The organism is Gammaproteobacteria bacterium (genome assembly GCA_021648145.1).
Classification (GTDB): domain Bacteria; phylum Pseudomonadota; class Gammaproteobacteria; order JAADGQ01; family JAADGQ01; genus S141-38.
In genome coordinates, this window is the sequence record JAKITI010000005.1 from 47,733 (window position 1) to 70,780 (window position 23,048).

At 44.1% G+C, this 23,048-nt stretch carries 23 protein-coding genes; 4 read left to right on the forward strand and 19 right to left on the reverse strand.

Annotated features, from left to right (window positions below; genetic code table 11):
* Positions 1 to 32: 32 nt before the first annotated feature.
* The 15 genes from L3J70_04390 to mrdA all read right to left on the reverse strand — a co-directional run bounded on the left by L3J70_04390 (position 33) and on the right by mrdA (position 14,281).
* On the reverse strand, positions 33 to 1,520 hold the full coding sequence (locus tag L3J70_04390) for an RNA polymerase factor sigma-54 (protein ID MCF6235601.1): 1,488 nt from the start codon (positions 1,518 to 1,520) through the stop codon (positions 33 to 35).
* Between the two features lie 62 nt (positions 1,521 to 1,582).
* Positions 1,583 to 2,308, reverse strand: a complete 726-nt coding sequence (gene lptB / locus L3J70_04395) for an LPS export ABC transporter ATP-binding protein (GenBank protein ID MCF6235602.1) — start codon at positions 2,306 to 2,308, stop codon at positions 1,583 to 1,585.
* Positions 2,308 to 2,826, reverse strand: coding sequence for a lipopolysaccharide transport periplasmic protein LptA (gene lptA / locus L3J70_04400; protein MCF6235603.1), 519 nt, complete (start codon positions 2,824 to 2,826; stop codon positions 2,308 to 2,310). Before lptA ends, lptB begins: the two co-directional genes overlap by 1 nt.
* Positions 2,810 to 3,391: an LPS export ABC transporter periplasmic protein LptC gene (gene lptC / locus L3J70_04405; protein MCF6235604.1), complete on the reverse strand. Its 582-nt coding sequence runs from the start codon at positions 3,389 to 3,391 to the stop codon at positions 2,810 to 2,812. Before lptC ends, lptA begins: the two co-directional genes overlap by 17 nt.
* A complete protein-coding gene (gene kdsC / locus L3J70_04410) occupies positions 3,360 to 3,887 on the reverse strand; it encodes a 3-deoxy-manno-octulosonate-8-phosphatase KdsC (GenBank protein ID MCF6235605.1) in 528 nt (175 codons plus the stop codon). Before kdsC ends, lptC begins: the two co-directional genes overlap by 32 nt.
* Positions 3,887 to 4,858 (reverse strand): KpsF/GutQ family sugar-phosphate isomerase, encoded by a 972-nt coding sequence (locus L3J70_04415; protein ID MCF6235606.1) that lies wholly within the window; start codon positions 4,856 to 4,858, stop codon positions 3,887 to 3,889. Before L3J70_04415 ends, kdsC begins: the two co-directional genes overlap by 1 nt.
* 11 nt (positions 4,859 to 4,869) lie before the next feature.
* A complete protein-coding gene (locus L3J70_04420) occupies positions 4,870 to 5,847 on the reverse strand; it encodes a calcium/sodium antiporter (GenBank protein ID MCF6235607.1) in 978 nt (325 codons plus the stop codon).
* A 13-nt stretch (positions 5,848 to 5,860) separates the two neighbouring features.
* Positions 5,861 to 6,772, reverse strand: coding sequence for a 4-hydroxybenzoate octaprenyltransferase (ubiA, locus tag L3J70_04425; protein MCF6235608.1), 912 nt, complete (start codon positions 6,770 to 6,772; stop codon positions 5,861 to 5,863).
* 56 nt (positions 6,773 to 6,828) lie between these two features.
* Positions 6,829 to 7,395, reverse strand: coding sequence for a chorismate lyase (locus L3J70_04430; GenBank protein ID MCF6235609.1), 567 nt, complete (start codon positions 7,393 to 7,395; stop codon positions 6,829 to 6,831).
* 3 nt (positions 7,396 to 7,398) lie between these two features.
* On the reverse strand, positions 7,399 to 8,265 hold the full coding sequence (locus tag L3J70_04435; GenBank protein ID MCF6235610.1) for a D-amino acid aminotransferase: 867 nt from the start codon (positions 8,263 to 8,265) through the stop codon (positions 7,399 to 7,401).
* Positions 8,266 to 8,277: 12 nt separating this feature from the next.
* Positions 8,278 to 9,432 (reverse strand): D-alanyl-D-alanine carboxypeptidase, encoded by a 1,155-nt coding sequence (locus tag L3J70_04440; protein ID MCF6235611.1) that lies wholly within the window; start codon positions 9,430 to 9,432, stop codon positions 8,278 to 8,280.
* Between the two features lie 34 nt (positions 9,433 to 9,466).
* Entirely contained in the window at positions 9,467 to 10,276 is an 810-nt protein-coding gene (locus tag L3J70_04445; protein ID MCF6235612.1) for a septal ring lytic transglycosylase RlpA family protein, read from the reverse strand.
* Positions 10,277 to 10,281: 5 nt separating this feature from the next.
* A complete protein-coding gene (gene mltB / locus L3J70_04450) occupies positions 10,282 to 11,286 on the reverse strand; it encodes a lytic murein transglycosylase B (protein ID MCF6235613.1) in 1,005 nt (334 codons plus the stop codon).
* A 10-nt stretch (positions 11,287 to 11,296) separates the two neighbouring features.
* Entirely contained in the window at positions 11,297 to 12,424 is a 1,128-nt protein-coding gene (rodA, locus tag L3J70_04455) for a rod shape-determining protein RodA (GenBank protein MCF6235614.1), read from the reverse strand.
* 24 nt (positions 12,425 to 12,448) lie between these two features.
* Positions 12,449 to 14,281, reverse strand: a complete 1,833-nt coding sequence (mrdA, locus tag L3J70_04460) for a penicillin-binding protein 2 (GenBank protein MCF6235615.1) — start codon at positions 14,279 to 14,281, stop codon at positions 12,449 to 12,451.
* Between the two features lie 224 nt (positions 14,282 to 14,505).
* Between mrdA and L3J70_04465 the strand changes: the two genes are divergently transcribed.
* The 3 genes from L3J70_04465 (at position 14,506) to L3J70_04475 (ending at position 16,991) form a co-directional block, all read left to right on the forward strand.
* On the forward strand, positions 14,506 to 16,251 hold the full coding sequence (locus tag L3J70_04465; GenBank protein ID MCF6235616.1) for an LTA synthase family protein: 1,746 nt from the start codon (positions 14,506 to 14,508) through the stop codon (positions 16,249 to 16,251).
* A 105-nt stretch (positions 16,252 to 16,356) separates the two neighbouring features.
* The gene (locus L3J70_04470) at positions 16,357 to 16,575 is read left to right on the forward strand and encodes an AbrB/MazE/SpoVT family DNA-binding domain-containing protein (protein MCF6235617.1); all 219 of its coding nucleotides are present in this window, start codon (positions 16,357 to 16,359) and stop codon (positions 16,573 to 16,575) included.
* Positions 16,576 to 16,577: 2 nt separating this feature from the next.
* Entirely contained in the window at positions 16,578 to 16,991 is a 414-nt protein-coding gene (locus tag L3J70_04475; protein ID MCF6235618.1) for a PIN domain-containing protein, read from the forward strand.
* A gap of 199 nt (positions 16,992 to 17,190) precedes the next feature.
* On the opposite strand, the gene L3J70_04480 is transcribed toward L3J70_04475, so the two are convergent.
* The 4 genes from L3J70_04480 to L3J70_04495 all read right to left on the reverse strand — a co-directional run bounded on the left by L3J70_04480 (position 17,191) and on the right by L3J70_04495 (position 22,525).
* Positions 17,191 to 19,851 carry a glycosyltransferase gene (locus tag L3J70_04480; GenBank protein MCF6235619.1) on the reverse strand — a complete coding sequence of 887 codons (2,661 nt, stop codon included), beginning with the start codon at positions 19,849 to 19,851 and terminating at the stop codon, positions 17,191 to 17,193.
* A 189-nt stretch (positions 19,852 to 20,040) separates the two neighbouring features.
* The gene (mreD, locus tag L3J70_04485) at positions 20,041 to 20,532 is read right to left on the reverse strand and encodes a rod shape-determining protein MreD (protein ID MCF6235620.1); all 492 of its coding nucleotides are present in this window, start codon (positions 20,530 to 20,532) and stop codon (positions 20,041 to 20,043) included.
* A complete protein-coding gene (gene mreC, locus L3J70_04490) occupies positions 20,529 to 21,428 on the reverse strand; it encodes a rod shape-determining protein MreC (GenBank protein MCF6235621.1) in 900 nt (299 codons plus the stop codon). Before mreC ends, mreD begins: the two co-directional genes overlap by 4 nt.
* Before the next feature lie 47 nt (positions 21,429 to 21,475).
* Positions 21,476 to 22,525, reverse strand: coding sequence for a rod shape-determining protein (locus L3J70_04495; protein ID MCF6235622.1), 1,050 nt, complete (start codon positions 22,523 to 22,525; stop codon positions 21,476 to 21,478).
* Positions 22,526 to 22,705: 180 nt separating this feature from the next.
* On the opposite strand from L3J70_04495, the gene gatC reads away from it, so the two are divergent.
* Positions 22,706 to 22,993 (forward strand): Asp-tRNA(Asn)/Glu-tRNA(Gln) amidotransferase subunit GatC, encoded by a 288-nt coding sequence (gene gatC, locus L3J70_04500; GenBank protein ID MCF6235623.1) that lies wholly within the window; start codon positions 22,706 to 22,708, stop codon positions 22,991 to 22,993.
* Positions 22,994 to 23,048: the final 55 nt, after the last annotated feature.

Sequence of the window (23,048 nt, forward strand, 5' to 3'; positions counted from 1 at the left end):
TTATATCTCCTGTTGGTAATATAAAGTCATTCCTAAATGAACTGTTTTCGCTCTCTAAATGAAGGTACCGCCATCGCTTCACGATATTTTGCGACCGTTCTACGTGCCACATTAATTCCTTCTTTTTCGATTAAACCTGCAATTTTACTGTCACTTAGAGGCTTATTTCCATTTTCATTCGCGATGAGTTTTTTAATTAAAGCACGTATTGCCGTAGACGAGCATGCGCCACCGTTCGCTGTACTCACATGGCTTGAGAAGAAGTATTTTAGTTCAAAAATCCCTCTAGGGGTATGCATAAATTTTTGGGTGGTCACTCTTGATATTGTTGATTCGTGCATCTCTACCATTTCAGCTACATCATGCAGAACTAAAGGTACCATACCCTCCTCACCTCGTTCAAAAAACTCCTGCTGACGTTCGACAATACTCGTCGCCACTTTTAACAACGTTTCATTACGGCTCTGTATACTCTTAATAAACCAGCGCGCTTCCTGCAAGTTATTTTTAAGGTATGTATTATCGGTACTGTTATCCGCACGTCGAACCAAGCCTGCATACTGAGCATTCACACGCAAACGTGGCAAACCTTCCTGATTCAAATCAACGCGCCAGACACCTTTGTGCTTTCTGACAAAAACATCAGGAATAACATACTCGGGTTGGCTTTGTGCAATTTGATAACCCGGACGAGGGTTTAAAGACTGAATCAAAGCAACAATTTCCTGTAGCTCATGCTGAGTTAACCGCATACGCCTCATAAGCTGTTTAAAATCACGATTTGCCAACAACTTCATGTACGTTTCCACCAGCAGCTGCGCCTGCGATAAGCCAGGAGACTGTGGATCCAGTGATTTTAATTGTAGCTGCAAACACTCTTTTAAATCACGCGCCGCCACACCTGGTGGGCCGTAACCTTGTATCGCATGCAGCACCGCTTCAACTTCATCCAGCTCAACCTCATACTCTTGCAGGTCGTGCCCCTGCTGAATTTCTTCCAGCGGTGTGTGTAAATAGCCACCTTCATCAATCGAGTCAATAATGGCGATTGCAATCGTCTGGTCTATTTCGCTAAACGGTGTGAGTTGAACATGCCATAAAAGATGATCAGCTAACGTCTGCCCTGTCACTGTAGAGCGATGGTCTTGTGGGTAGTCATCTGTATGAGCGCTACTCCCTGAAAAAGTCCGGTCAACATCAAAGGTATCTTCCCAATGACTATCCATCGGGAGCTCTTCCGGGATTTCATTTGATGTTTCCAAGTCAACGGTTGCATCTTGAGAAGCACTTAGAAGTGGCTCTGTTTCTTGAACAGCCTCCGTTGTTTTACTGCCTATTTCCGAAGCTGGCCTGTTTTCCTGATGCTCTTCTTCCATTTCGAGCAAAGGGTTAGATTCCAACGCTTCTTGAATTTCAGTCTGTAACTCTAACGAGGATAGCTGCAACAAGCGTATTGCCTGCTGCAACTGAGGTGTCATCGACAGTTGCTGGCCGATTCGAAGTTGAAGTGATGGTTTCATTGAATGTTATAAATTCATCCCGCTGAATTATTCATACCCATGTTAACTCCATTGTAACCTACTCATAGATGAAAGCTATCCCCTAAATAAACACGTCGCACCTGTTCATCATCCAAAATAGCTTCAGGTGTTCCTTGTGCAATCACTCTTCCTTCATTCATGATATAGGCACGGCCACAGATGCCCAGTGTCTCTCTAACATTGTGATCGGTAATCAGTACCCCGATACCTTTATCTCTCAAGTGACCAATAATGCGCTGAATATCCAGCACTGAAATAGGATCAACCCCCGCAAAAGGTTCATCTAACAAAATAAATTTTGGGCGTGTCGCCAATGCGCGAGCAATTTCTACTCGCCGACGCTCACCACCCGACAAACTCATACCTAATTGGTCGCGTATATGCGTAATATGCAGCTCTTCCAGCAACTCTTCCTGTTGCACCTTCTGATCGACGGAGGATAGCCCAGGGATTGTTTGCAAAATAGCCATAATATTATCGGCCACAGTCAGTTTTCTAAAAACCGATGCCTCCTGAGGCAGATACCCAACCCCTTTACGTGCACGCATATGCATGGGCAAGTTTGTAATATCATCATCCCCCAGAGTGATTTTTCCACTATCACAGGGGACTAATCCAACAATCATGTAAAAGCAGGTTGTTTTCCCTGCGCCATTAGGCCCTAACAAGCCAACGACCTCACCTCCATCAATTCGAACTGACACATCACTCACAGCTTTCCTGGAGCGGTAATGTTTAGCAAGCTGCTGCGCCTCAAGCCTACTCATTATTTAGACTCGACATCTTTTTTTCGTGGCTGAATAATAACTTTTACTCGCTCCTGACTTCCTTCCACTCGCTTGGCATTCACTCTGTTATGGCGCATATCATACTCAATATAATCACCCATAAATTCATCAAAATCACGCCATAAGTGAGCTTTACCTTCAAAAATCAGTTGCTCTGTCTCCACAAGATATTCAAGCGTCTGAGCCTCGCCACGGATTTTTTGCATCACCCCTGATGATGCTTTTTTCAATGTTTGACTGAAACGTATTGGCTGACCTTTAGCGATAATTTTTTCCAGATCCTGACCGCCAGTAACAACAATGCTATCCGCAAACAGCTCCATACTTCCTTGCTTTAAAGAGACATTGCCACGATATGTGCTGATGTTTTTTTTCACATCAGCAATAAATTCATCCGCTTCAATATAGATAGGCTGCTGTTGATCACTCTCTAACGCCAATGCCATGACAGGAAAAAGCAACCACCCGATAAAAATTAATTTAATGTAACGATTCATAACGACCTCTGACTTGTGATAAAAATGTCAATCGTTCATTCAAAAGATCAGCTTGCATACCAACAGCTTTGATCTCACCCAATTCGTTTGTCAATGTGACGGGTTGATCTGTTTCAGCTTTTGATTGGTTCGGCCAAACAGTCAGTGTTTCAGTTTTTAAAGAAAATCCATCCGTCTCGCGAAATAGGTTCACATCACCGCGCAACTCAAATTGATCACCATCATTAATCACTGTTCCAGAATTCGCGCTAACCCGCCAAACCTGTTCGCCACTTTCAAACAAGTTGATCACCGGAAACTCCAATGTTGATCTATTGCTATCTGAGTAGTGATACAACATCGCAGCCGATAGTTCATAGTGAATTTGGCCAGTTTCATCCATTTTAGTGGATTTAAATTTTGAAAAAAAAGAGTCAGGCGTTTCATTGGTTTTTGGCGTAGTGTCCAAGACGGTCGGCTGTAAGCTTTTCCACCCCCAAACCACTGCAATCAACAAACCTACCACAAGCAGCCATCGGCTTAGCGCAACGTTTTTAAACGTTAATATATTTTTGAAGTTGAGCATCTAGTGTGCCCTGTGCTTTCATAATTAATTCACACGCATCCCGTGCTGCACCACACCCGCCATTACGGACTGTTTGCCAATGGCTGTATTGTTTTACATGCTCCTCCGCATCAGCAACGGCAATGGCTAACCCCACACGCCGCATAATTGCTAGATCAATAATATCATCACCGACATAAGCCACCTGCGTAGGCTCTAGCTGTGCTTTTTCCAATAAATTTTCAAATGCAGGAACTTTGTTCTGCTGCCCTTGGTAGACATATTCAACACCCAGTGCCTCCATGCGCAGAGCCACTGCTTTTGAACGCCGTGCAGTAATGATTCCAATGGACACTCCGCTTGACTGCAACATATTCATGCCGAGTCCATCGCGTACGTGAAACGTTTTGTACTCATCGCCTTCGTTACCAAAGTAGAGCCGACCGTCCGTCAAGACACCGTCAACATCAAAAATGACCAATCGAATCTTTGCCGCACGTTGATAAATATCATCCATCAAACGACTCCTGCTTTTAAAAGGTCATGCATGTTAAATGCGCCAATCAATCGGCCTTCACGATCCACCACAGGGAGCGCACTGATTGCAGATTGTTCCATCAACTGTAGTGCTTCTACGGCCAACAGGTCGGCACCCACCGTTTTACATTGCCGTGTCATGACTTCGGTAATCGGTGTGTTATGAACGTCCAGTTTATGATCGATCACACGCCGCAAGTCACCATCGGTAAAAACACCGCTGACTCGACCTTTGTTATCTACAATTACCGTCATACCCAAACTTTTCTTGGTCATTTCCACCAGAGCATCACCCAGCAAGGCTTTTTCTGTAACGACAGGAATTCTATCACCTGTATGCATAATATCCTGAATATGCAGCAGTAAGCGTCGCCCTAAACGGCCGCCTGGATGAGAAAATGCAAAATCTTCTGCCGTAAAACCCCGAGTTTCCAATAGTGAAACAGCCAGCGCATCCCCCATGACTAAAACAGCGGTGGTACTGGATGTGGGTGCTAAACCTAATGGGCATGCTTCTTTTTCAACACTGACATCAATATGCACCGTCGATGATTTTGCCAGTGCTGATTGCGGATTCCCGGTCATTGAAATAAGCGGGATTCCCAAGCGTTTGATCAGAGGTACAATGGTAAGAATTTCGTCCGTTTCGCCAGAGTTAGAAAGGGCTAGCACGACATCTTTGTTCGTGATCATTCCCAAATCACCATGACTGGCTTCACCTGGATGAACAAAAAATGCAGGGGTTCCTGTGCTGGCTAATGTTGCGGCAATTTTACCGCCAATATGGCCTGACTTCCCCATACCAATAACAACAATGCGACCTTCACAGACCAACATATGGCCACATGCCTTTGCAAAGTATTCGTCAACACGAGCTACCAATGCAGCCACAGCCGCCGCTTCAACTTCAATCACGGCCTTGCCTAAGGCACAAAGCTTTTTTTCATCCATCAAGGGTTTCATCAAGAAACAGCTGTCAAATATAGATAGACCATATAGGCAATAAAAGCAGATAGCAGCATTGCCCCTTCCAGTCGTGTAATTTTACCCGCACCTTTTCGGCCAAAAGCCATGGCCAACAAAACAACTGTCAGTATGGCCATAAAAGGAAAATCCCGACTCATTACTTCGCCGTCCAGTATTGCCGGTGCCGCAATTAAACCGGGCAACGCTAATACACCCAGAATATTAATCATATTCGAGCCGATGATATTACCTATTGCAAGATCATCCTCTTTTTTGAGCACACTCATCACAGAAGCAGTCAGCTCAGGCAAACTGGTTCCTATCGCAATGATCGTCAAACCGATCACTAAATCACTCACACCAAATGATTCGGCAACATTTACAGCGCCCCAGACCAGTGCTTTGGAACTCGTTAACAATAAAACCAAACCAACAAAGAGCCACAGTAATGCTTTTGACATCGGCATGTCTTTAGGGATTTCATCATCGTATTCCTGTTCAACAGGATCGTCTCCAGCCTTTTGACCTTGAAGCCCCAAATGAACAACCCAGACAACCATGGCAACCAATCCAGCGACTAATACCATTCCGTCAATTTGTGATAATTGGCCATCCACCATTAAAATAAATGCCAACAGAACGACAGCGAGTAAAATAGGAAATTCACGTCGCACTGTTTTGGAGCTCACTATCAAAGGTGAAACCAATGCTGTCACCCCGACGACTAATGCAATATTCGCGATATTAGAACCAATGGCATTACCCACTGCCAAGCCTGGATTGCCCTCCCAGCTCGCCAGACCTGAAACCAGAAATTCAGGGGCCGAGGTTCCAAAACCAACAATGGTCAAACCAATGACCAGCGGTGAAACCCCCAAATTACGTGCAAGCGCAGAAGCACCCGTCACACAACGATCTGCTCCCCAGATCATGACAATCAAACCTAATGAAATCGCAATGTATGAAGCCAGCATAAATTTAATTTTCCTACGTACAATAACTTGATGCGGCGTAATGTAACAAAATGCCGCCAAAGATAGCAGCGCCAAACCAATTATTATTAAGAAATGCCTTAAAACAGTTTCGTGGATGACGCTTATAAATTAACGTTTGCTGGTGAACAGCAAGTACAGCAGCAATAGATAGACCAATAAAATAAAAGGGGCCTAATTTCAGTTGATAACCCACAATAAGCATTACAATCAAAGTCAATACCTGTAAAAATCCGATCATCAACCGGTCAGCTCTGCCGAACAAAATTGCTGTAGATTTGACACCAATCAACAGATCATCTTTTCGATCAACCATCGCGTACATTGTGTCGTAAGCCGTTGTCCATAATACTGTCGCAATGAAAAGTAACCATGCGATCTGCGGTATCTCACCTGTTTGCGCTGCAAATGCCATTGGAATCGCCCACGCAAATGCCATACCAAGCACAACTTGTGGTAAATATGTCCAACGCTTCATAAAGGGATAAATTGCCGCAAGCAATACACCTACAAAAGAGAGCATAATCGTTAAACGATTCAGCAACAGTACGAGTAAAAATGCCACAACACACAATATTACAAAAAGCACCAGAGCTTCTTTCTCGGGCAAGTAACCCGCAACCAAAACCCGGCCACGAGTACGTTCAACTTTTCCATCGACTTTTCGGTCTGCATAATCATTGATCACGCAACCCGCAGAGCGCATTAGAACCACACCCAGAGTAAATACAACAAAAACTAATGGGTCAGGTACGCCGCTGGCTGCAATCCATAAAGCACCCAATGTTGGCCACATTAACAGGTAGATTCCGACAGGACGATCCAGGCGCATCAGACGTGCATAAAGATAAAGGCGCTTTTCCCAATACGCCCATCGTTTATATTGAGGAGGTAAACTTATTTTCATGCTTGCTCCTAAGGAACGGCCACGAAATAACCTGGATAATTATTTCGTGTACGTTACTAAGTATGGGGTATACCAGGTAAAAAAAACTCACTTACCAACAAAGGCTGCCCCTTTAGTTTAAACACAGAGCGCCGTCCCCAAATAGTTTCAGGGGCGCACTCCAGACATGCAGTCATATCATTAAAAAAAGCAGAAGCCGAGTCACACGCAGTGATCTCGATTTCACTTCGAAACAGGCTTTTATCTGAAAACAAAACCACTCCCAGAGGTTTATCCCCCAAGTATGTCAAGTGCCGCAAAGCCCCACTCAAAGATGTCACTGGAATCACTGTTCTCGCAAAAACCCATGGTTTCCCTTGACCCAACAACAACACATGCCGCACCAAAGCCTGCTGCCGGTCGGGCAACTGCAATACCTGACGTTCACTCCACATCGGACGTTCACGACACAGCCGCACCACACGCACCTGAAACGCGCCTTGCGCTGCGCTTCTCAAGCGCTCCGTCAAAGAACCCGTATCAACCAGCCATTGCCAAAATTTATCTGGCGTTTTATGTCGTAATTCAGAGCCTACCTTGTACCATTCGGGCTCACCTGTAATGCCTCGCCTTCTACTCACCATAAATCAGAGCAGTGCATTGTCTCGAATATTTTGTTTATATTCCTGATACAACGCGATCATTTGTTGCCATAAAACACCTGGACTTCCACGGCCAACGGGTGAACCATCCAGCTCAGTCACGGGTAAAATCTCTTTAGTTGAACTGGTCAGCCAGATCTCATCTGCATCGCTCAATGCTTGCGCTGTAAAGTCAGCTTCTTTAAACGAGATGCCATGGTTTGCTGCCAGTGTTAACACGAGGTCACGAGTAATTCCTGGGAGTAAATAGTCACTTTTAGGCGGCGTAATCAGCTCTCCACTCTTTACGATAAAGACATTACTTGCAGCGCCTTCCGTGACTTTACCATCACGAATCAAAATAGCTTCTGACGCGCCTTGATCCAGCGCTTGCTGACGCAACATAACATGACCCAGCAAAGAGATACTTTTGATATGACAGTATTTCCAGCGAATGTCCTCCTCAGTCACTGCCGCAATACCACTTTTATAAACTTCATCAGAAACAGCTTTCAATGGATTTGACATCAAAAATAGCGTGGCTGGCACATCAACAGGAAAAGCATGATCCCTCACCGCCACACCGCGTGTCACCTGAAGATAGACTGACTGGTCTCCTCCCCCATTTTTTACAATCAACTCTGTGATTACCTTTCGCCACTGCGAAATTGATAATGGATTATTGATTTTAACGGAACTCAAACTATCGGCTAAACGCTTCAAATGTTCATCCAGGCGAAACAAGCAACCGCCATACGCTGGAATAACTTCATAAACACCATCACCAAAGATAAAGCCGCGATCCAATACCGAGACAGACGCTTTCTCTACGGGTAAAAATTCACCATTCAAATAGACAATTCCTGAACTCATCAAAAAGCTCTCTTATTCAAACATTAAATAAACTTCATCAATCATACGTTGAAAAAAACCACCCTCTTCAACGCCATTGAGTGCGATTAATGGCTGTGAACCTAGCTCCTGGCCATTCATTTGAATATTCACTGAACCCAGTTTTTGACCGTGTTTTACAGGGGCATAAATAAGATTATTAACACTCATTGAAGCATCAAGTTTTTTATACTGACCTCGCGGAAATGTCAGATAAAAATCATTCTCAACACCCAGCGACACCTCTTCAACTTCACCTTTCCAGACTTTAGTTTTAGTCAAACCCTCATTCGCTGAATAAAGCTTACGGGTTTCATAAAAACGAAAACTATAATTTAACAAGCGCTGACTCTCCTGAGCACGCCCCTCTTCACTGTTTGCGCCAATCACCACAGAAATCAAACGCATGTCATTACGTTTTGCTGAAGTAATCAAGCAGTAACCTGCTGATTTTGTATGGCCGGTTTTCAGGCCATCCACCGATTTATCACGCCATAACAGTTTGTTACGATTGAATTGTTTGATTCCATTATAGCTATACTCCTTGATGGAGTACCATGAATAGTATTCAGGAAAACGTTCAATAATCTGCTGTGTCAATTTGGCCATATCCCGAGCCGTTGTATAATGATCGTCATCGGGCAGACCCGTGCTGTTCATAAAGTTGGTATTTTCCATGCCAAATTCACTGGAATAACCATTCATCATCGCAACGAACCCCTCTTCGCTACCGGCGACATGCTCAGCCAAAGCCACACTAGCATCATTACCTGATTGGATAATTAAACCTTTAAGCAGTTTTTCAACAGCGATTTGTTTGTTGACTTCAACAAACATTCTTGAACCTTCCATACGCCATGCTTTCTCACTGATCGTCACTGACTCATCTAAAGTGATTTCACCTTCACGTAACTTTTCAAAAACAACCATTGCCGTCATTAGTTTGGTCAGACTTGCAGGTTCCAGTCGTGCATCTGCATTTTTTTCTGCAATCACATAACCGCTATTAAAATCTTGAACAATATAGCCGCGCGCGGCAACACTGGGAGGCTTTGGAATAATTTTAGGGATTGCAAAGGCACTATTACAGACGATACTCAGCAAAACGACTAAGGTACAGCCGTAAATAATTGATATTTTTTGTTTCATTTTTTACTTTTCAGCCTATAAATTTAAATTGTAATTAATCAACAATCACATGGGGTTGCTGATTAATATGAGGTCGAATGCGTGCCGCAAGTTTCAGTAATATTTCATCATTATCAACGGGACCAATACGCACCCTGTAGAGAGAGTTGTTTTTATGGATATGCACATTTGAAAAGTGCTTATTGATCAGTGATTTTTTTAATTTTTCGGCATTATTATGCTGGCTAAACGCACCCACCTGCAAATAGATTCGAGATGCAACGGCCTCTTCTTTTGCCACAGCACGGGCACCTTGCTTTACATCAATCGCACGAACTTTGACTCGCCCTGTACCTCGATGCGCAATATCCAGCTTAGCTGCAGCTACATACGAAAGGTCAATCAAGCGGTCATCAACAAACGGACCGCGATCATTCACTTTGACGACTATTTTTTTGCCATTATCCAGATTTGTCACCTCTACATAGGTCGGTAATGGCAAGCTCTTGTGTGCCGCTGTCATACCGTACATATTATAGATTTCCCAGCTAGACGTGCGTCGCCCATGAAATTTAGAGCCATACCATGAAGCAACCCCTTCAGCAACATACCCTTGGCTGCTCTCCATTGTATAATAACGCCGATTACCAACCACATATGACTCAGGGTTTCCATATCGGCTTTTTGCCTCAAACTTTGGTGTTGCATCTGTAATTGATGTGACATCAACACTCTGTGGAGGTGGCCCATCTTTTTTGGTGCCAACTCCAGTGGCCACTGGAGTACTGCTACATGCACTCAAAAACAGCCCAATGCCGAGATACAATAGATAATTCAGATGAAACTGTTTTATAAAATATTTCACTTTTGCTATTTTACTTTCTCTGTTTGGTTTTCACGCGCATCACGAATCGCCACTGCTAACTGATACACGGCCATGGCATAGCGCTTGCTGTGGTTATAGCGTGTAATCGTATAAAAATTTTGCAAGCCAATCCAGTACTCTGGCCCTGATTCTGCCTCATATTTTAATAGTGCTGCAGGCAGTTCATCAGAAAATTTATCACTGATGATCACACCTTTTTCTCTAAAGTATTTCAAATCATGTTTTGGTTTAATCCCTTCTTTCAGCAAAGCAAGATAACCATCGCCTTTAACCTTCACCTGACTCACTACAGGCTGCCCCGATTGCCAACCGTGTCGCTGAAAATAACTTGCAACACTGCCAATCACATCCGCCCGATTATTCCACAAATCACGTTTGCCATCCCCATCAAAATCAACCGCATAATGACGATAGCTGCTTGGAATAAATTGAGGTATCCCCATCGCCCCTGCATAAGAACCAACAGGCACCAAAGGATCCTGGGCTTCGTCACGCATCAATAACAAAAAATGCTCAAGCTCACTACTAAAAAATTTAGCCCGTTTTGGATAGTCAAAGCCCAGCGTAGCCAAGGCATCAATCACTCGATGCTTGCCAACATAACCACCATAACGTGTCTCAACACCAATAATGGCTGTAATAATTTCGGGTGGCACCCCATACTCTTTCTCTGCCCTTAGCAAAATTTCACTGTTTTCATTCCAAAATTTGACTCCACCCTGAGTTCGCTTTTTAGTGACAAAAATAGGCCGATATTCATGCCAGGGTTTCCCTTCAGCAGGCCGAGTCATTAACTCAATAATATCTTCACGCATCTCCACTTTTTTAAACAACTGAAGTAATTCAGTGGATTTAAAATCATGTTTATCCACCATCAATTGCACAAAAGCCTTTACATCATCTCGCTGCTCCACAGATGCAGCTTGCAATGACGAGCCCATAGTTGCTGAGGCGACTAAAAATACTAAAGCTATTTTTTTCATTTTCATCTCTAAACTATTAACGAACCAGTAAACGCCTGTGCGTATGAATTGACATCAAAATACCAAATGCCGCCATCAAGGTCACCATTGATGTTCCCCCATAACTTATCAAGGGCAGAGGAACCCCTACAACAGGCAGTAAACCTGTCACCATACCTATATTGACAAAGATGTAAACAAAAAAAGTGAGCACCAGACTCCCTGCCAGCAATCGATTAAATGAAGTTTGCGCCTGTGTGGCGATATAGAGACCACGCACAATGATAAACAGATAAAGCGCTAATAGCAGCAAAATCCCCAGCAAACCAAACTCCTCACTAAAGACTGCAAAAATAAAATCTGTTGAACGTTCCGGTAAAAATTCTAGCTGTGATTGGCTGCCATTTAACCATCCCTTGCCATAAATACCACCCGAACCAATCGCAATTTTTGACTGAATAATATGGTAACCCGCACCCAAAGGATCATTTTGCGGATTTAAAAACGTTAACACTCGAGAACGCTGATAATCATGCATGACCATCCAGAGAACAGGTGCACAGGCAAGCGCCAGCAGAGTCATCCCACCAATTACCCGCTTTCGAATGCCTGACAAGAAAAGCACCCAGAGCCCCGCAACTGCAATCAGTAAAGAAGTTCCCAAATCAGGCTGTTTAGCAATTAATAAAGTAGGCAGTAATATCAACAATACAGCGCCAAAAGCTCTTTTTGGTTTCGGTGGTAAAGGCCGGTCGGCTACATACCAGGCCACCATCATCGGCACTGCAATTTTCATTAATTCTGACGGTTGAAAGCGAAACAAACCAAAATTTAACCAGCGCTGAGCACCTTTACCAACCACTCCAAAAATCAGCACAGCGACCAATAAAACCACACCCACACCAAATATCCACGGAGCCCAGCGCTGAAATTGATAAGGGTTGATCTGAGCAACGAAAATCATCGCAGCAAAAGCCAAACCTAAGCGCACCCCTTGCCTCTCGATAGACTCTATATCTTGCCCACTTGCACTATAGAGCACAAACAAGCCCGTAATTGACAAAAGCAGCAGCCCCAAAGTCAATGGCCAATCCAAATGTAATCGTGCAGCGAACCAGCGGCTGCTCGCACTACCACTCCAGTATGAGTGCGATTCAAAATTCATGTTTGCCATATTATGCTGCCATCACTATTTTTTTAAATAAGCATCCATCACCCGCCGGGCAATCGGCGCTGCCACGCCACCACCACTGCCACCATTTTCAACGACAACAGCAATAGCAATCTGTGGGTCATCAATAGGTGCGAAGGCAATAAACAGCGCATGGTCACGCAACCTTTCTGCAATATCCTCTTTAACATACACCTCACCTTGTTTGATACCGAAAACCTGTGCTGTTCCTGTTTTCCCTGCAATATCATATGTTAAGTTACGAGAAATTTTGTATGCACTTCCAGATGGACTGTGTACGACACTGCGCATGGCTGAAATAATATAGTCCATATTACCTTCATCAATATCAGCAATTTTATGCAATAACTCTGGCGGTTTAACAATTGGAGCCATTCGACCTGCGACCGAAGTTGATGCAACAATATACGGCTTCATTTGAATACCATGGTTCGCCAGTGCCGCTGTTGATGAGGCTAATTGCAATGGTGTTGATAACATGAACCCCTGACCAATTCCTGTAATCAAAGTTTCCCCTGGAAACCAGATACGCTGGCGTTTATCTCGCTTCCATTGCCTTGATGGCATTAAACCACTTAACTCGCCACTAATATCAACTTCTGTAAGCAAACCAAAACCAAACTGCTTCATAAAAGGTGAGATACGATCAATCCCTAGACGTAAGGCTAAATCATAGAAATAAACATCACACGATTCGCGAATAGATTTTTTTAGTGAGGTCATGCCATGACCCGTTTTTTTCCAGTCACGATAACGGTGATCATCCCCCTCCAGAGAGAACCAACCCGGACAAAACACCTCCTGCTGTGCTTCATTAAACTCTAGCCCTGCCAAACCAATAAATGGCTTAATAGTTGAGCCTGGTGGATAACGGCCTAGTAAAGCGCGATTAAAAAGTGGGCGATCAAGCGACTCAAGCAGCGCTCTATATTCAGCATGGCCAAACCCGGCGACATACTGATTTGGATCGTAACTAGGCGTGCTGACAAAAGCCAGAATTTCACCCGTTTTTGGCTTAATAGCCACGACAGCACCCCGATGCTTACCCAGCGCCTCGCTTGCGACTATCTGCAAGCCAATATCAATAGTCAGGTTAAGGCTGTCACCTGCAACGGGCACTTTACGCTCAATAACATGCAAAACACGCCCTTGAACGTTAGTCTCTACTTTTTCATAGCCCACCTGGCCATGCAATTGCTTTTCGTAATACTTTTCAACACCCGTTTTACCAATATGATTTGTTGCGCTGTAATTGGATACATCAATCGTTTTCTGCTCTTTTTGATTAATGCGGGCAACATACCCCAGCACATGGGTTGTCAATAAACCATGAGGGTAATGGCGCACCAGACGCGCTTTAATCGTTACACCTGGGAAGCGATACCCTGTGACTGCAAATTTTGCAACTTCTTCATCCGTAAGCCAGTAACGCAAAGGCACGCTGTCAAAGCGACGTTGTCGTTTCAAATCACGACGAAAACGCTCTACATCAGCATCGCTAATTGCAATGATACTGCGCAATTCAACCAGCATCACCTCTAGGTCACTAATCTTTTCGGGGATAACCTCCAGTATAAATGAGGTTTGATTTTGTGCCAGAATGATACCGTTGCGGTCATAAATCAAGCCACGAGTCGGCGCGATGGGAATAATTTTCACGCGATTATTCTCTGCCTGTGTTGTGTAATGTTCGTAGTCCACCACCTGCAAATAGACCAACCGCCCAAAGATGACTGACACCAAAGCTCCCACCAATACTAAAGCAGCGGCCGATCGGCTGTTAAATTTGCGGCTTTCCCGAATATGATCTTTGATATCACGACGTGACATAAAATTACCCTGAATCCGTATCTTCAAATTCAATATTATCTGAATAAACCCTTTATTTACAGCCTGATTTTCACTCACAAGACCGGAGAAGAGCCGTTTGTACAAGCCTTCTCGATCAAAAATAACAGGTCATTCTTGATCACACCCCCAAAGCATTGTTACGCTGCCAACAATTAAAATTTCTATAGATACAAGTTTATATGGTTTCCAGGATTTTACGTTGCATGCGCCCACTGTTTTTTCTTGTATTATTTACGTTGATACTGACACTGGCGCTACGCTGGGTGATACAGACACAATTTGAAATTGAACTGGATCATGCCTTTTGGTATCGAGATTTTATTGGCAATTTAGTTGTCACATTGCTGTGCTATGTCATCAGTGGCACAGCAACACGAGCGGTGATCCTCTCTTCACTGTTAATTATCGGGTTCCAGCTCAGTAACGCTGGCAAACAGGTGGTACTTGGCACGCCAATCAGTCCCGACGATTTCATTCAGATACGCAATCTATTTTGGTTATGGCAGGGCTGGATATTATGGGGCACTGTCGCTATCGTAGCCCTGCCTGCTCTGGCTTTACTGATGCTGATAAGTTGGCGTAAATGGAGTACTTGGCTAACATTTTCGGTGCTCATCATTGGCATCTCAATCATCGGCCAGTACCGCAGTGAAACACGGGATTGGCTCGACTTAGAATTCGGCCACTCGGTTTGGAATCAGCCAGAAAATTACCGAAAACGCGGCTTGGTACTGCATATAACACAAGAAGCGATAAGGGCTTGGGCCAAGGTTAATGACATCCCGACACAACAAGAGATTGCCGCTATAACACGCCCAACCACACCATCACCCACCGCCAAAGCAAATAAACGAAACGTTCATTACGTAGTGCTTGAATCGTTCTTCGACCCCAACACTCTTGGCAAAACTCTGGTTCCAAAAGACCCACTACCTAAAGCGTTCCATGATCTCTGGCAACAGACGGGGCAAAGCACAATACTTTCACCCGTCTGGGGCGGTTATACAGCAAACGCTGAATTTGAAGCGCTGTGCGGTTTCCCAATTACGGAAGACGCGGTATTTTTTGAGGGGTGGCTGCGCCAAAAAGCGCCCTGTTTGCCGCGTGTATTGTCCGAAGCTGGTTATCAAACAATCGCATCCCATCCCAATGTTGCTGGTTTTTGGAACAGAACCTTGGCATATCAGCTAGTCGGTTTTGAACAGTACTGGGATAAACGCCAGTTTGATCTCTCCGATCAAGTAGGCGGCATACTGCTGGATCATAGCTTCTATCAACAAATTTTTGCAAAAATAGCGCGCGACGATTCTCGCCCTGTTTTTAACTACATGCTGACATACCATGGTCACCTGCCTTTTCCAAGCAATGAGCAGTATCCAGAAATCATTCCTAGTGGTGAAGCATCACCACTGCTACGCGGTTTTCTCAACCACATGTACTACAAGTCTCGAGATTTGATGACCATGCTGGATGATCTAAGGCGACAAGATCCTGATAGCTTAATTATTATATTTGGTGATCATTTGCCATTTCTTGGCCCAAATCATGAGACTTATGTCGCGGCAGGTAAGCTAGCTCAACGTCGAGATCAATTTACAGCAGAGATGTTTTCTTATTTGGTGAGTACCCCGTTGATTGTAATTGATGGGAAAAGAGGCCCACTCAATCTTGGACAACTCCCGTTGTATCGACTGCCCGACCTGGTGCTGCAATTGTTAGGCATCGGTGAATATAAAATGCTGCACTGGACCGAGAACCCTGAGAATGAAATCATCAGACCTTTGCCCGGTATGCATGTCGTGATTAAAGACGGCATAGCGATTATCTGTCGTCCAGAAACCAAGAATCCCGATTGCAAAAATAGCCGAGAGTGGGTGGGTGACATGACCATCATTTCCCGGGACGTGTTCAGTGGAGATCAGCACAGCCTGAATTCCTCTTCGGACTGATGCGCTGTTAGCTGTCCGTAAAACCTTCTATCTGTAATCAATTCTTGATTATCTCCGAAGGTAATACTAATATGGTATTACTATTGTATGGAGGAGTATGAAATTATGCGAGTTACAACGAAAGGCCAAGTCACAATCCCCAGAGGTGTAAGAGAGGCTTTAGGCATATCTCCCGAAACAGAGATTGGCTTTATCGAAGATAAAGGCCGCTTTTACATAGTTAAAACAGATGAGCCTAACTTAACAGGTAGGTTTAGAAAGCTTAGAGGCATCGCTACAGTAAAAATGTCTACTGATGAAATTATGAGTCTGACCAGGGAATAATCATGAATGGTATTTTGGTTGATTCATGCGTGTTGCTGGATCTATTTACGGATGACATAAATTGGGCTAATTGGTCTGAAAGAACGCTGGAAAAATATAGCCAAACCAACACATTATATATAAATTCCATTGTGTACACAGAAATATCAATAGGTTTTAATAAGGTTGAAGAGGTTGAATGTGCTATTGAAGAACTGGGTATCAAAGTACTAGAAATGCCTCGGGAGGCACTATTTTTGACCGGAAAGGCATTCTTAAAATACAGAAAAAATAAGGGTAGCAAAATATCTCCATTGCCTGACTTTTTTATTGGTGCTCATGCGTCTATCTCAAAGTTTGGGTTAATAACGAGGGATTTGGCAAAATATAAAACGTATTTCCCACAAATAAAATTGATATATCCATATAAAACTTAAGCAGCTGACAAAATGCTCCAGTGGACCATCCAAGACGTTAGGAACGAGCACGAAATAACTTGGACAATTATGACGCAGAAATTTTGCTCCAGTTTAAACTATATCAAGAGGCGCATAGCGAGCCTATGTAACGATTGATATCGTTTAAACTGGAGTAAAAGGGCAAGTCAGAATGTCCAAGTTATTTCGTGACCGTTCCTTAGTTTGCATCTTTTTCTTTTATTAACAAATCGTCTTGCTCTTCGAGATCTGGCCCGTTGCCGTTGTTTTGACTAATACGTGGCATTTCACCAATGATACGACTCGACAAGCGAGGATATGCACTGATCAACGAAACTAAAATAGAAGCGAGGTAAGGCAAACTTTGTACGACCAACACGACCATCCATAATTGCGTATCGAGATAATGGGCATCTTCACGCTGTGCGATAGCAACAATGCAAGTTAATAAGAGCAAGGCCAGCAATAACTCTTCACGCACATCCGACAGTGCGCGCCAAAACCCATGGCTGCTGGAGTTTTTGGGTGTACGAAAAAAACCTATTTCCTTGGTAAACAGTCCCGCTAATATTGCACGTGAAATGGTATGTGACAAACTCAGCCCTGCTAGACCGGCAGCCAAGGCTTGCCTCACTGTCGCTTTCATACGGTAACGATAAAGTGTCATCAGTTTGAAACTTTTAAACGTCAAAAATGCAATCGGCACCAATGACAATGCAATATCGGGCGGCATATATTTTTCAGGTGAAATAATCATCAATACAGACCAGACAATCGCAATAAAATTAAACAGTAAACTTAATCCGTCCGTGATCCAGGGCAACCACCCTGCAACAAAGTGGTAGCGCTGACCCGCGCTCAATTTTGATCGACTCAAACCCAATAAATAGCGTAAATGATGGCGCATGATCAATACAGAACCATATGCCCAGCGAAAACGCTGTTTTTTGTAGTCCAGAAAATTATCAGGCATCACGCCTTGCCCGTACGAGTGTGGAATATATAGCGCTTCATGACCTTTCTCAAAAATAGTCAGCCCCAGTTCGGCGTCCTCCGTAATGCACCAGGTAGGCCAACCACCCACATCTTGCAATACCGACTTGCGAACCATAGTCATGGTGCCGTGCTGAATAATGGCATTACGTTCATTGCGTGTCACCATACCAAGATGAAAAAAACCGGCATATTCGCAATAAGATAATGATTTGAAAAGACTATCATTACCATCACTATAATCTTGAGGTGCCTGTACGATCGCCACTTTTTTCTGCTCGAACAGTGGCGCCAAATCACGCAGCCAATTCGCTTCAACGATATAGTCACTATCAATCACTGCCACAACTTCAGCACCATGATTGGTTTTTTCCAATGCAAAATTCAATGCGCCCGCTTTAAATCCAGACAGTGGATCTTTATGAAAAAATCGAAATCGCTCGTCTTGCGCTTCACACCAAGTGTGGACAGGCCGCCAAACGGCTTCATCTTTGGTGTTGTTATCGATAACGATCACTTCAAAATGAGGGTAATCCAAACGTTTGAGCCCTTCCAGTGTCTTGATGAGCATATCAGGAGGTTCGTTATACGCCGGCAAATGAATCGAGACCATGGGTAATTCAGCGTCTGCTACCCGCTTAATATCGGATTGACGACGCATGCCTCGGCTCCAGATCGCCTCAGCCCATTCATGCGCTTCAGCAATTAATACCACAACAACAGCAAGCACAGCGGTTAATAAAATCAGACCCACCACCACCTGCTGCCAGTTCAAGTATTTCTGTGAATAATCATAGACTAACCACACTACAAAAGTTGCAATAGCATAGGATATGATGACTAAAAAACTGCGACCACGATGATTCAGCCCTTGACTGTCTTTTAGCATAAAAGCCAAAATCAACAAGGTTAGTGCCATTGAGTAGAGCACGATTTGAGGCCATTCAGGAATCGGCGTAACAGGCGCGGAAAAATTAAATTTAGCATTGCGATCAGCATCGTAAATGCCCCAATATCGTCCTACTTCCCCCTCATTGGTTTTCCATACCTGGTCAAACGCCTCAAGCACGTAATAGGTAACACCTTCTTGCTCGGCCCGACTGGTAAAGCGGCGCAGGAACTTTGCCTGATTTTGTGTTGAAGGTACAGCTTTGTCCCTTGAACGCCCCTTGCTTGGCCAGCCTACTTCTCCCAAAATGATCTCTTTATCCGGATAAGTTTCTTTTAGTTTATCCAATCGATTCCAGACGTAGGGTTCAGCGCTTTCAGTAGGCTTAAACTCCCAGTAAGGCAGAATATGAGCGGCAATAAAATCGACATGAGCTGTAAGTTTGGGATTCTTGATCCAGCGATCCCATGTTTCAGCGGTACTGACACGCCTCCAGCCAACAAAGTGTTGAATTTCTTCAATGTATGCAATTAATTCATCTTCAGTCAACTCCTTGCGCAACAGCACCTCATTGCCCACTATGACTCTTACAATATTTTTATTAAATTCGCTGTAAAGCTCCTTGAAGCGATTTATTTCTTTACGGTTCTGCTCTTTATCATCCGACAGCCAAATACCGACGGTGACATTAAGGCCAAGCGGTTCTGCCAAACGGGGTATTAAACCAAGTGTTTCCGCTACGGAGTAGGTACGTACCGCATGCACCTTGCCCGAGAGTAACTCAAGATCGGCCTGAATCTGTTCTATGGTAGGGTATTGATCCTTTGCTGGATCTTGACCCGGATGGTAAGGTGAAAAAGCTATGCCCTGAATGACATCTGGCCAAACGGGCTCGTGATCAGGTTGATTAGCGTAAGCCCAAAGCCCAACCATCAAAGCACCGATAGCAATAATAATAATGAATGTTGCTCGATTCATATTTACTCAAATCTAAAAGGTTAACCATCTGGTTAGAAATACTTTTGCTAGACATTATGTATTAACCAACCCTCCGTGAACGGCAGGCATTATCCCATACATGACGACACATAAAAAATTAAGGAAGATCTGATTAAGTTTGAAACAAGGGATCAAGTCTATTTTACTCATGAAAATACGGATTCAGGGTTACGTTACTCTGAATTTATGCCGCACATACCGCAAGAGCAAAAAGACAACGGGCCATAACAATGCACTTGTAAAAGGTGTTATCCAATACGTCCAGCTTTGAATAGAGTGACCACTGATGCCTTGCACCCACAGCAACGGAACGTGGTGTGCTAATAACAATAGCAAAAATAGTACCAGCGACTGGTGCAAGAGTGGTTTAACTCTGATTCGCCTGTATAGCATCAAAGTAACGTAAGCCACGATGCTTAGGGCCAGAGCTTGTGCGCCTAGCAAAGTTCCAGATAATACATCCAGCAACAGCCCCACAACCCATGCGCTCAAAATACCAACACGAGACGGTAAAGCCAGACACCAGTAGACCAATACCATTGCAGCCCAGTGAGGACGAAGTGGCTGCGCCCATTCCGGTAGCGGCATAATCATCAACAATATGGCAATAAACAGAGTAAAAACGATCACCCAGCCTGAACTATGTGTATATGCTTTCATTGCACACAATCAACATCAGTGATACTTAATTTATTTTCAACGCACGCAGAATCATTCATATCAGATACTCTGCTTTGGCTTTGAGTCGGCCATATTAATAGCACTTCACGCCCACTATCCAGCAAGGCAAGAGGCTCCGCACTGATCGACATAAAAGTTTGGCCCAGATTTCGCTCAACCGATTTAACAATTGCAACTGGATAATTAGGTGGAAACACACCTCCTAACCCAGAAGTCATCAATAGATCATTTACCTGTATATCTGCACTCACTGGCAGATAGGGTAATGCCAGACGATTACTCGCGCCTCGCCCTTCAACTAGCGCGCGCAACCCATTACGTAACACTTGCACGGGTACTGCATGGTTCGAATCTGTAATCAACATCGCGACACTGGAATAGAGACTCACTTCAAAAACCTGTCCTACCACACCATGGGCGTTCAACACCGGCTGCCCTGGATAAACACCATACTGCGTGCCTTTATCCAATGTTAAGCGACGCGAATAAAACTGGAGATCAGCGGCCAGCAAACCTGCAATAAGCACCCTCTCACCTACGTCTGTGGAAGATTCAAGAAGAAGCCGCAAGCGCTGGTTTTCAGCCGTTAATGCGTCCAGCTTGAGCTGCTGGGTTTGTAGCAATAAATTTTGTGCATGTAACTGTCTGTTTTCCTGTTGTAAGTTTGCTCGCCCTTCAAAGCTACCTTCTAGCCATCGTATCAGCGTAAGCGGTGCATCCACCACATAAATCAGTGGCGACAAAAGTACCGCCATGCCCTTGCGTACATCGCTTAAATAATTTTGCTTATGGTCAACCACCATCAAAGTGATTGAAATAACCACCAAAATAATAAAGTAACCCGTATTAGAACGGTTTCCGGAAAAAAGTCCCACTTAAGAAAATGACCTGTTTTTCTAATGATTCACTGCAGTCGCTTCATTCACTCTGCCACAAAAATATCTCCGCCACGCTCATCAATCATCTCTAATGCACGGCCACCCCCTCGAACAACACAAGTCAAAGGATCTTCGGCAACAATTACGGGCAGACCCGTTTCTTCCATCAACAATTGATCCAGCCCTTGTAACAACGCACCCCCGCCCGTTAGCACCATTCCCTTCTCAGCAATATCTGCGCCCAGATCTGGCGGCGTTTGCTCCAATGCAGCTCTAACCGCACCAACGATACTGGTAAGTGGCTCCTGTAATGCCTCAAGAACTTCATTGTTATTCAAGGTGAAACTGCGTGGCACTCCTTCGGATTGATTTAGCCCCTTCACTTCCATCTCCTTTATTTCATTACTAGGAAAAGCAGAGCCAATTTCATGCTTGATACGTTCAGCCGTCGCATCACCAATCAATGTGCCATAGTTTCGGCGCACATAATTAATAATCGAATTATCAAACCGATCCCCTCCAATTCGTACCGACGACGAATAGACCAGACCATTTAAAGATAAAATAGCAACTTCCGTCGTTCCCCCGCCAATATCGAGCACCATGGAACCACTGGCCTCCCCGACAGGCATACCGGCTCCAATCGCTGCTGCCATCGGCTCGTCAATCAAATAAACATCGCGCGCGCCAGCCCCTTCGGCTGACTCTTTGATCGCACGCCGTTCAACCTGAGTTGACCCACAAGGCACACAAATCAAAACCCGTGGGCTGGGGCGAAAAAATTTACTTTCATGTACTTGATGAATAAAATGCTGCAACATCTTTTCTGTCACGGTGAAATCAGCAATTACTCCATCTTTAAGTGGGCGTATTGCTACAATATTTCCAGGGGTACGGCCAATCATCAATTTAGCCTCCATCCCCACCGCAGCAATTTTTTTAGGCCCACCCGGCCCACGATCATGGCGTATCGCTACGACAGACGGTTCATTGAGAACAATTCCTTGCCCTCTTGCATAAATCAATGTATTAGCTGTTCCCAGATCAATAGAAAGATCATTGGAAAACATGCCGCGCAGGCCTTTAAATAGCATCATATTGGAAGAATCACCCTGACATTTAACTCGAAAATTTTTAGTATTATCCTAGAATTATAGTAGCATTCATACACACGTATTACTTAGCTCGACACAATCTATCAATGTATAAGGGCTTTGGGCAAGCGCTTTTCTATGATAAGTTGCTATTTTTATTTATTATTAGGAGTGCTCTGCATGAGTTTGCAGCAATCTGACATTGAAAAAGTCGCACATTTAGCACGTTTAAGCATTGATCCCTCTGATATACCAGAACATATTAAAAATTTATCCGACATCCTCGACCTGGTTGAGCAAATGAATGCCGTTGATACGGAGAGTGTGACTCCCATGGCTCACCCCATGGATGCAACCCAACGCCTTCGATCCGATGAAGCCACTGAAACAGATCAACGCGAACAATTTCAAGCGCTTGCTCCTCAAGTGGAGGCAGGGCTTTACCTCGTACCCAAAGTCATTGAATAATACCCCCAAAATCAGATAACGATACGCCCTAATAGCATATAGATACAGGACGACT

Excerpts from the sequence above, each read along its gene's own strand:
- L3J70_04475 (MCF6235618.1), top strand. The coding sequence starts at position 16,578 with ATGAATGGTATTTTGGTTGATTCATGCGTGTTGCTGGATCTATTTACG.
- mltB (MCF6235613.1), bottom strand. The coding sequence starts at position 11,286 with ATGAAAATGAAAAAAATAGCTTTAGTATTTTTAGTCGCCTCAGCAACT.
- L3J70_04465 (MCF6235616.1), top strand. The coding sequence starts at position 14,506 with ATGCGCCCACTGTTTTTTCTTGTATTATTTACGTTGATACTGACACTG.
- gatC (MCF6235623.1), top strand. The coding sequence starts at position 22,706 with ATGAGTTTGCAGCAATCTGACATTGAAAAAGTCGCACATTTAGCACGT.
- mreD (MCF6235620.1), bottom strand. The coding sequence starts at position 20,532 with ATGAAAGCATATACACATAGTTCAGGCTGGGTGATCGTTTTTACTCTG.
- L3J70_04415 (MCF6235606.1), bottom strand. The coding sequence starts at position 4,858 with ATGGATGAAAAAAAGCTTTGTGCCTTAGGCAAGGCCGTGATTGAAGTT.
- L3J70_04390 (MCF6235601.1), bottom strand. The coding sequence starts at position 1,520 with ATGAAACCATCACTTCAACTTCGAATCGGCCAGCAACTGTCGATGACA.
- L3J70_04495 (MCF6235622.1), bottom strand. The coding sequence starts at position 22,525 with ATGCTATTTAAAGGCCTGCGCGGCATGTTTTCCAATGATCTTTCTATT.
- mrdA (MCF6235615.1), bottom strand. The coding sequence starts at position 14,281 with ATGTCACGTCGTGATATCAAAGATCATATTCGGGAAAGCCGCAAATTT.
- kdsC (MCF6235605.1), bottom strand. The coding sequence starts at position 3,887 with ATGGATGATATTTATCAACGTGCGGCAAAGATTCGATTGGTCATTTTT.
- L3J70_04440 (MCF6235611.1), bottom strand. The coding sequence starts at position 9,432 with ATGAAACAAAAAATATCAATTATTTACGGCTGTACCTTAGTCGTTTTG.
- lptA (MCF6235603.1), bottom strand. The coding sequence starts at position 2,826 with ATGAATCGTTACATTAAATTAATTTTTATCGGGTGGTTGCTTTTTCCT.
- L3J70_04470 (MCF6235617.1), top strand. The coding sequence starts at position 16,357 with ATGCGAGTTACAACGAAAGGCCAAGTCACAATCCCCAGAGGTGTAAGA.
- L3J70_04420 (MCF6235607.1), bottom strand. The coding sequence starts at position 5,847 with ATGCTGGCTTCATACATTGCGATTTCATTAGGTTTGATTGTCATGATC.
- lptB (MCF6235602.1), bottom strand. The coding sequence starts at position 2,308 with ATGAGTAGGCTTGAGGCGCAGCAGCTTGCTAAACATTACCGCTCCAGG.
- lptC (MCF6235604.1), bottom strand. The coding sequence starts at position 3,391 with ATGCTCAACTTCAAAAATATATTAACGTTTAAAAACGTTGCGCTAAGC.
- L3J70_04430 (MCF6235609.1), bottom strand. The coding sequence starts at position 7,395 with ATGGTGAGTAGAAGGCGAGGCATTACAGGTGAGCCCGAATGGTACAAG.
- ubiA (MCF6235608.1), bottom strand. The coding sequence starts at position 6,772 with ATGAAAATAAGTTTACCTCCTCAATATAAACGATGGGCGTATTGGGAA.
- L3J70_04435 (MCF6235610.1), bottom strand. The coding sequence starts at position 8,265 with ATGAGTTCAGGAATTGTCTATTTGAATGGTGAATTTTTACCCGTAGAG.
- L3J70_04480 (MCF6235619.1), bottom strand. The coding sequence starts at position 19,851 with ATGAATCGAGCAACATTCATTATTATTATTGCTATCGGTGCTTTGATG.
- rodA (MCF6235614.1), bottom strand. The coding sequence starts at position 12,424 with ATGAATTTTGAATCGCACTCATACTGGAGTGGTAGTGCGAGCAGCCGC.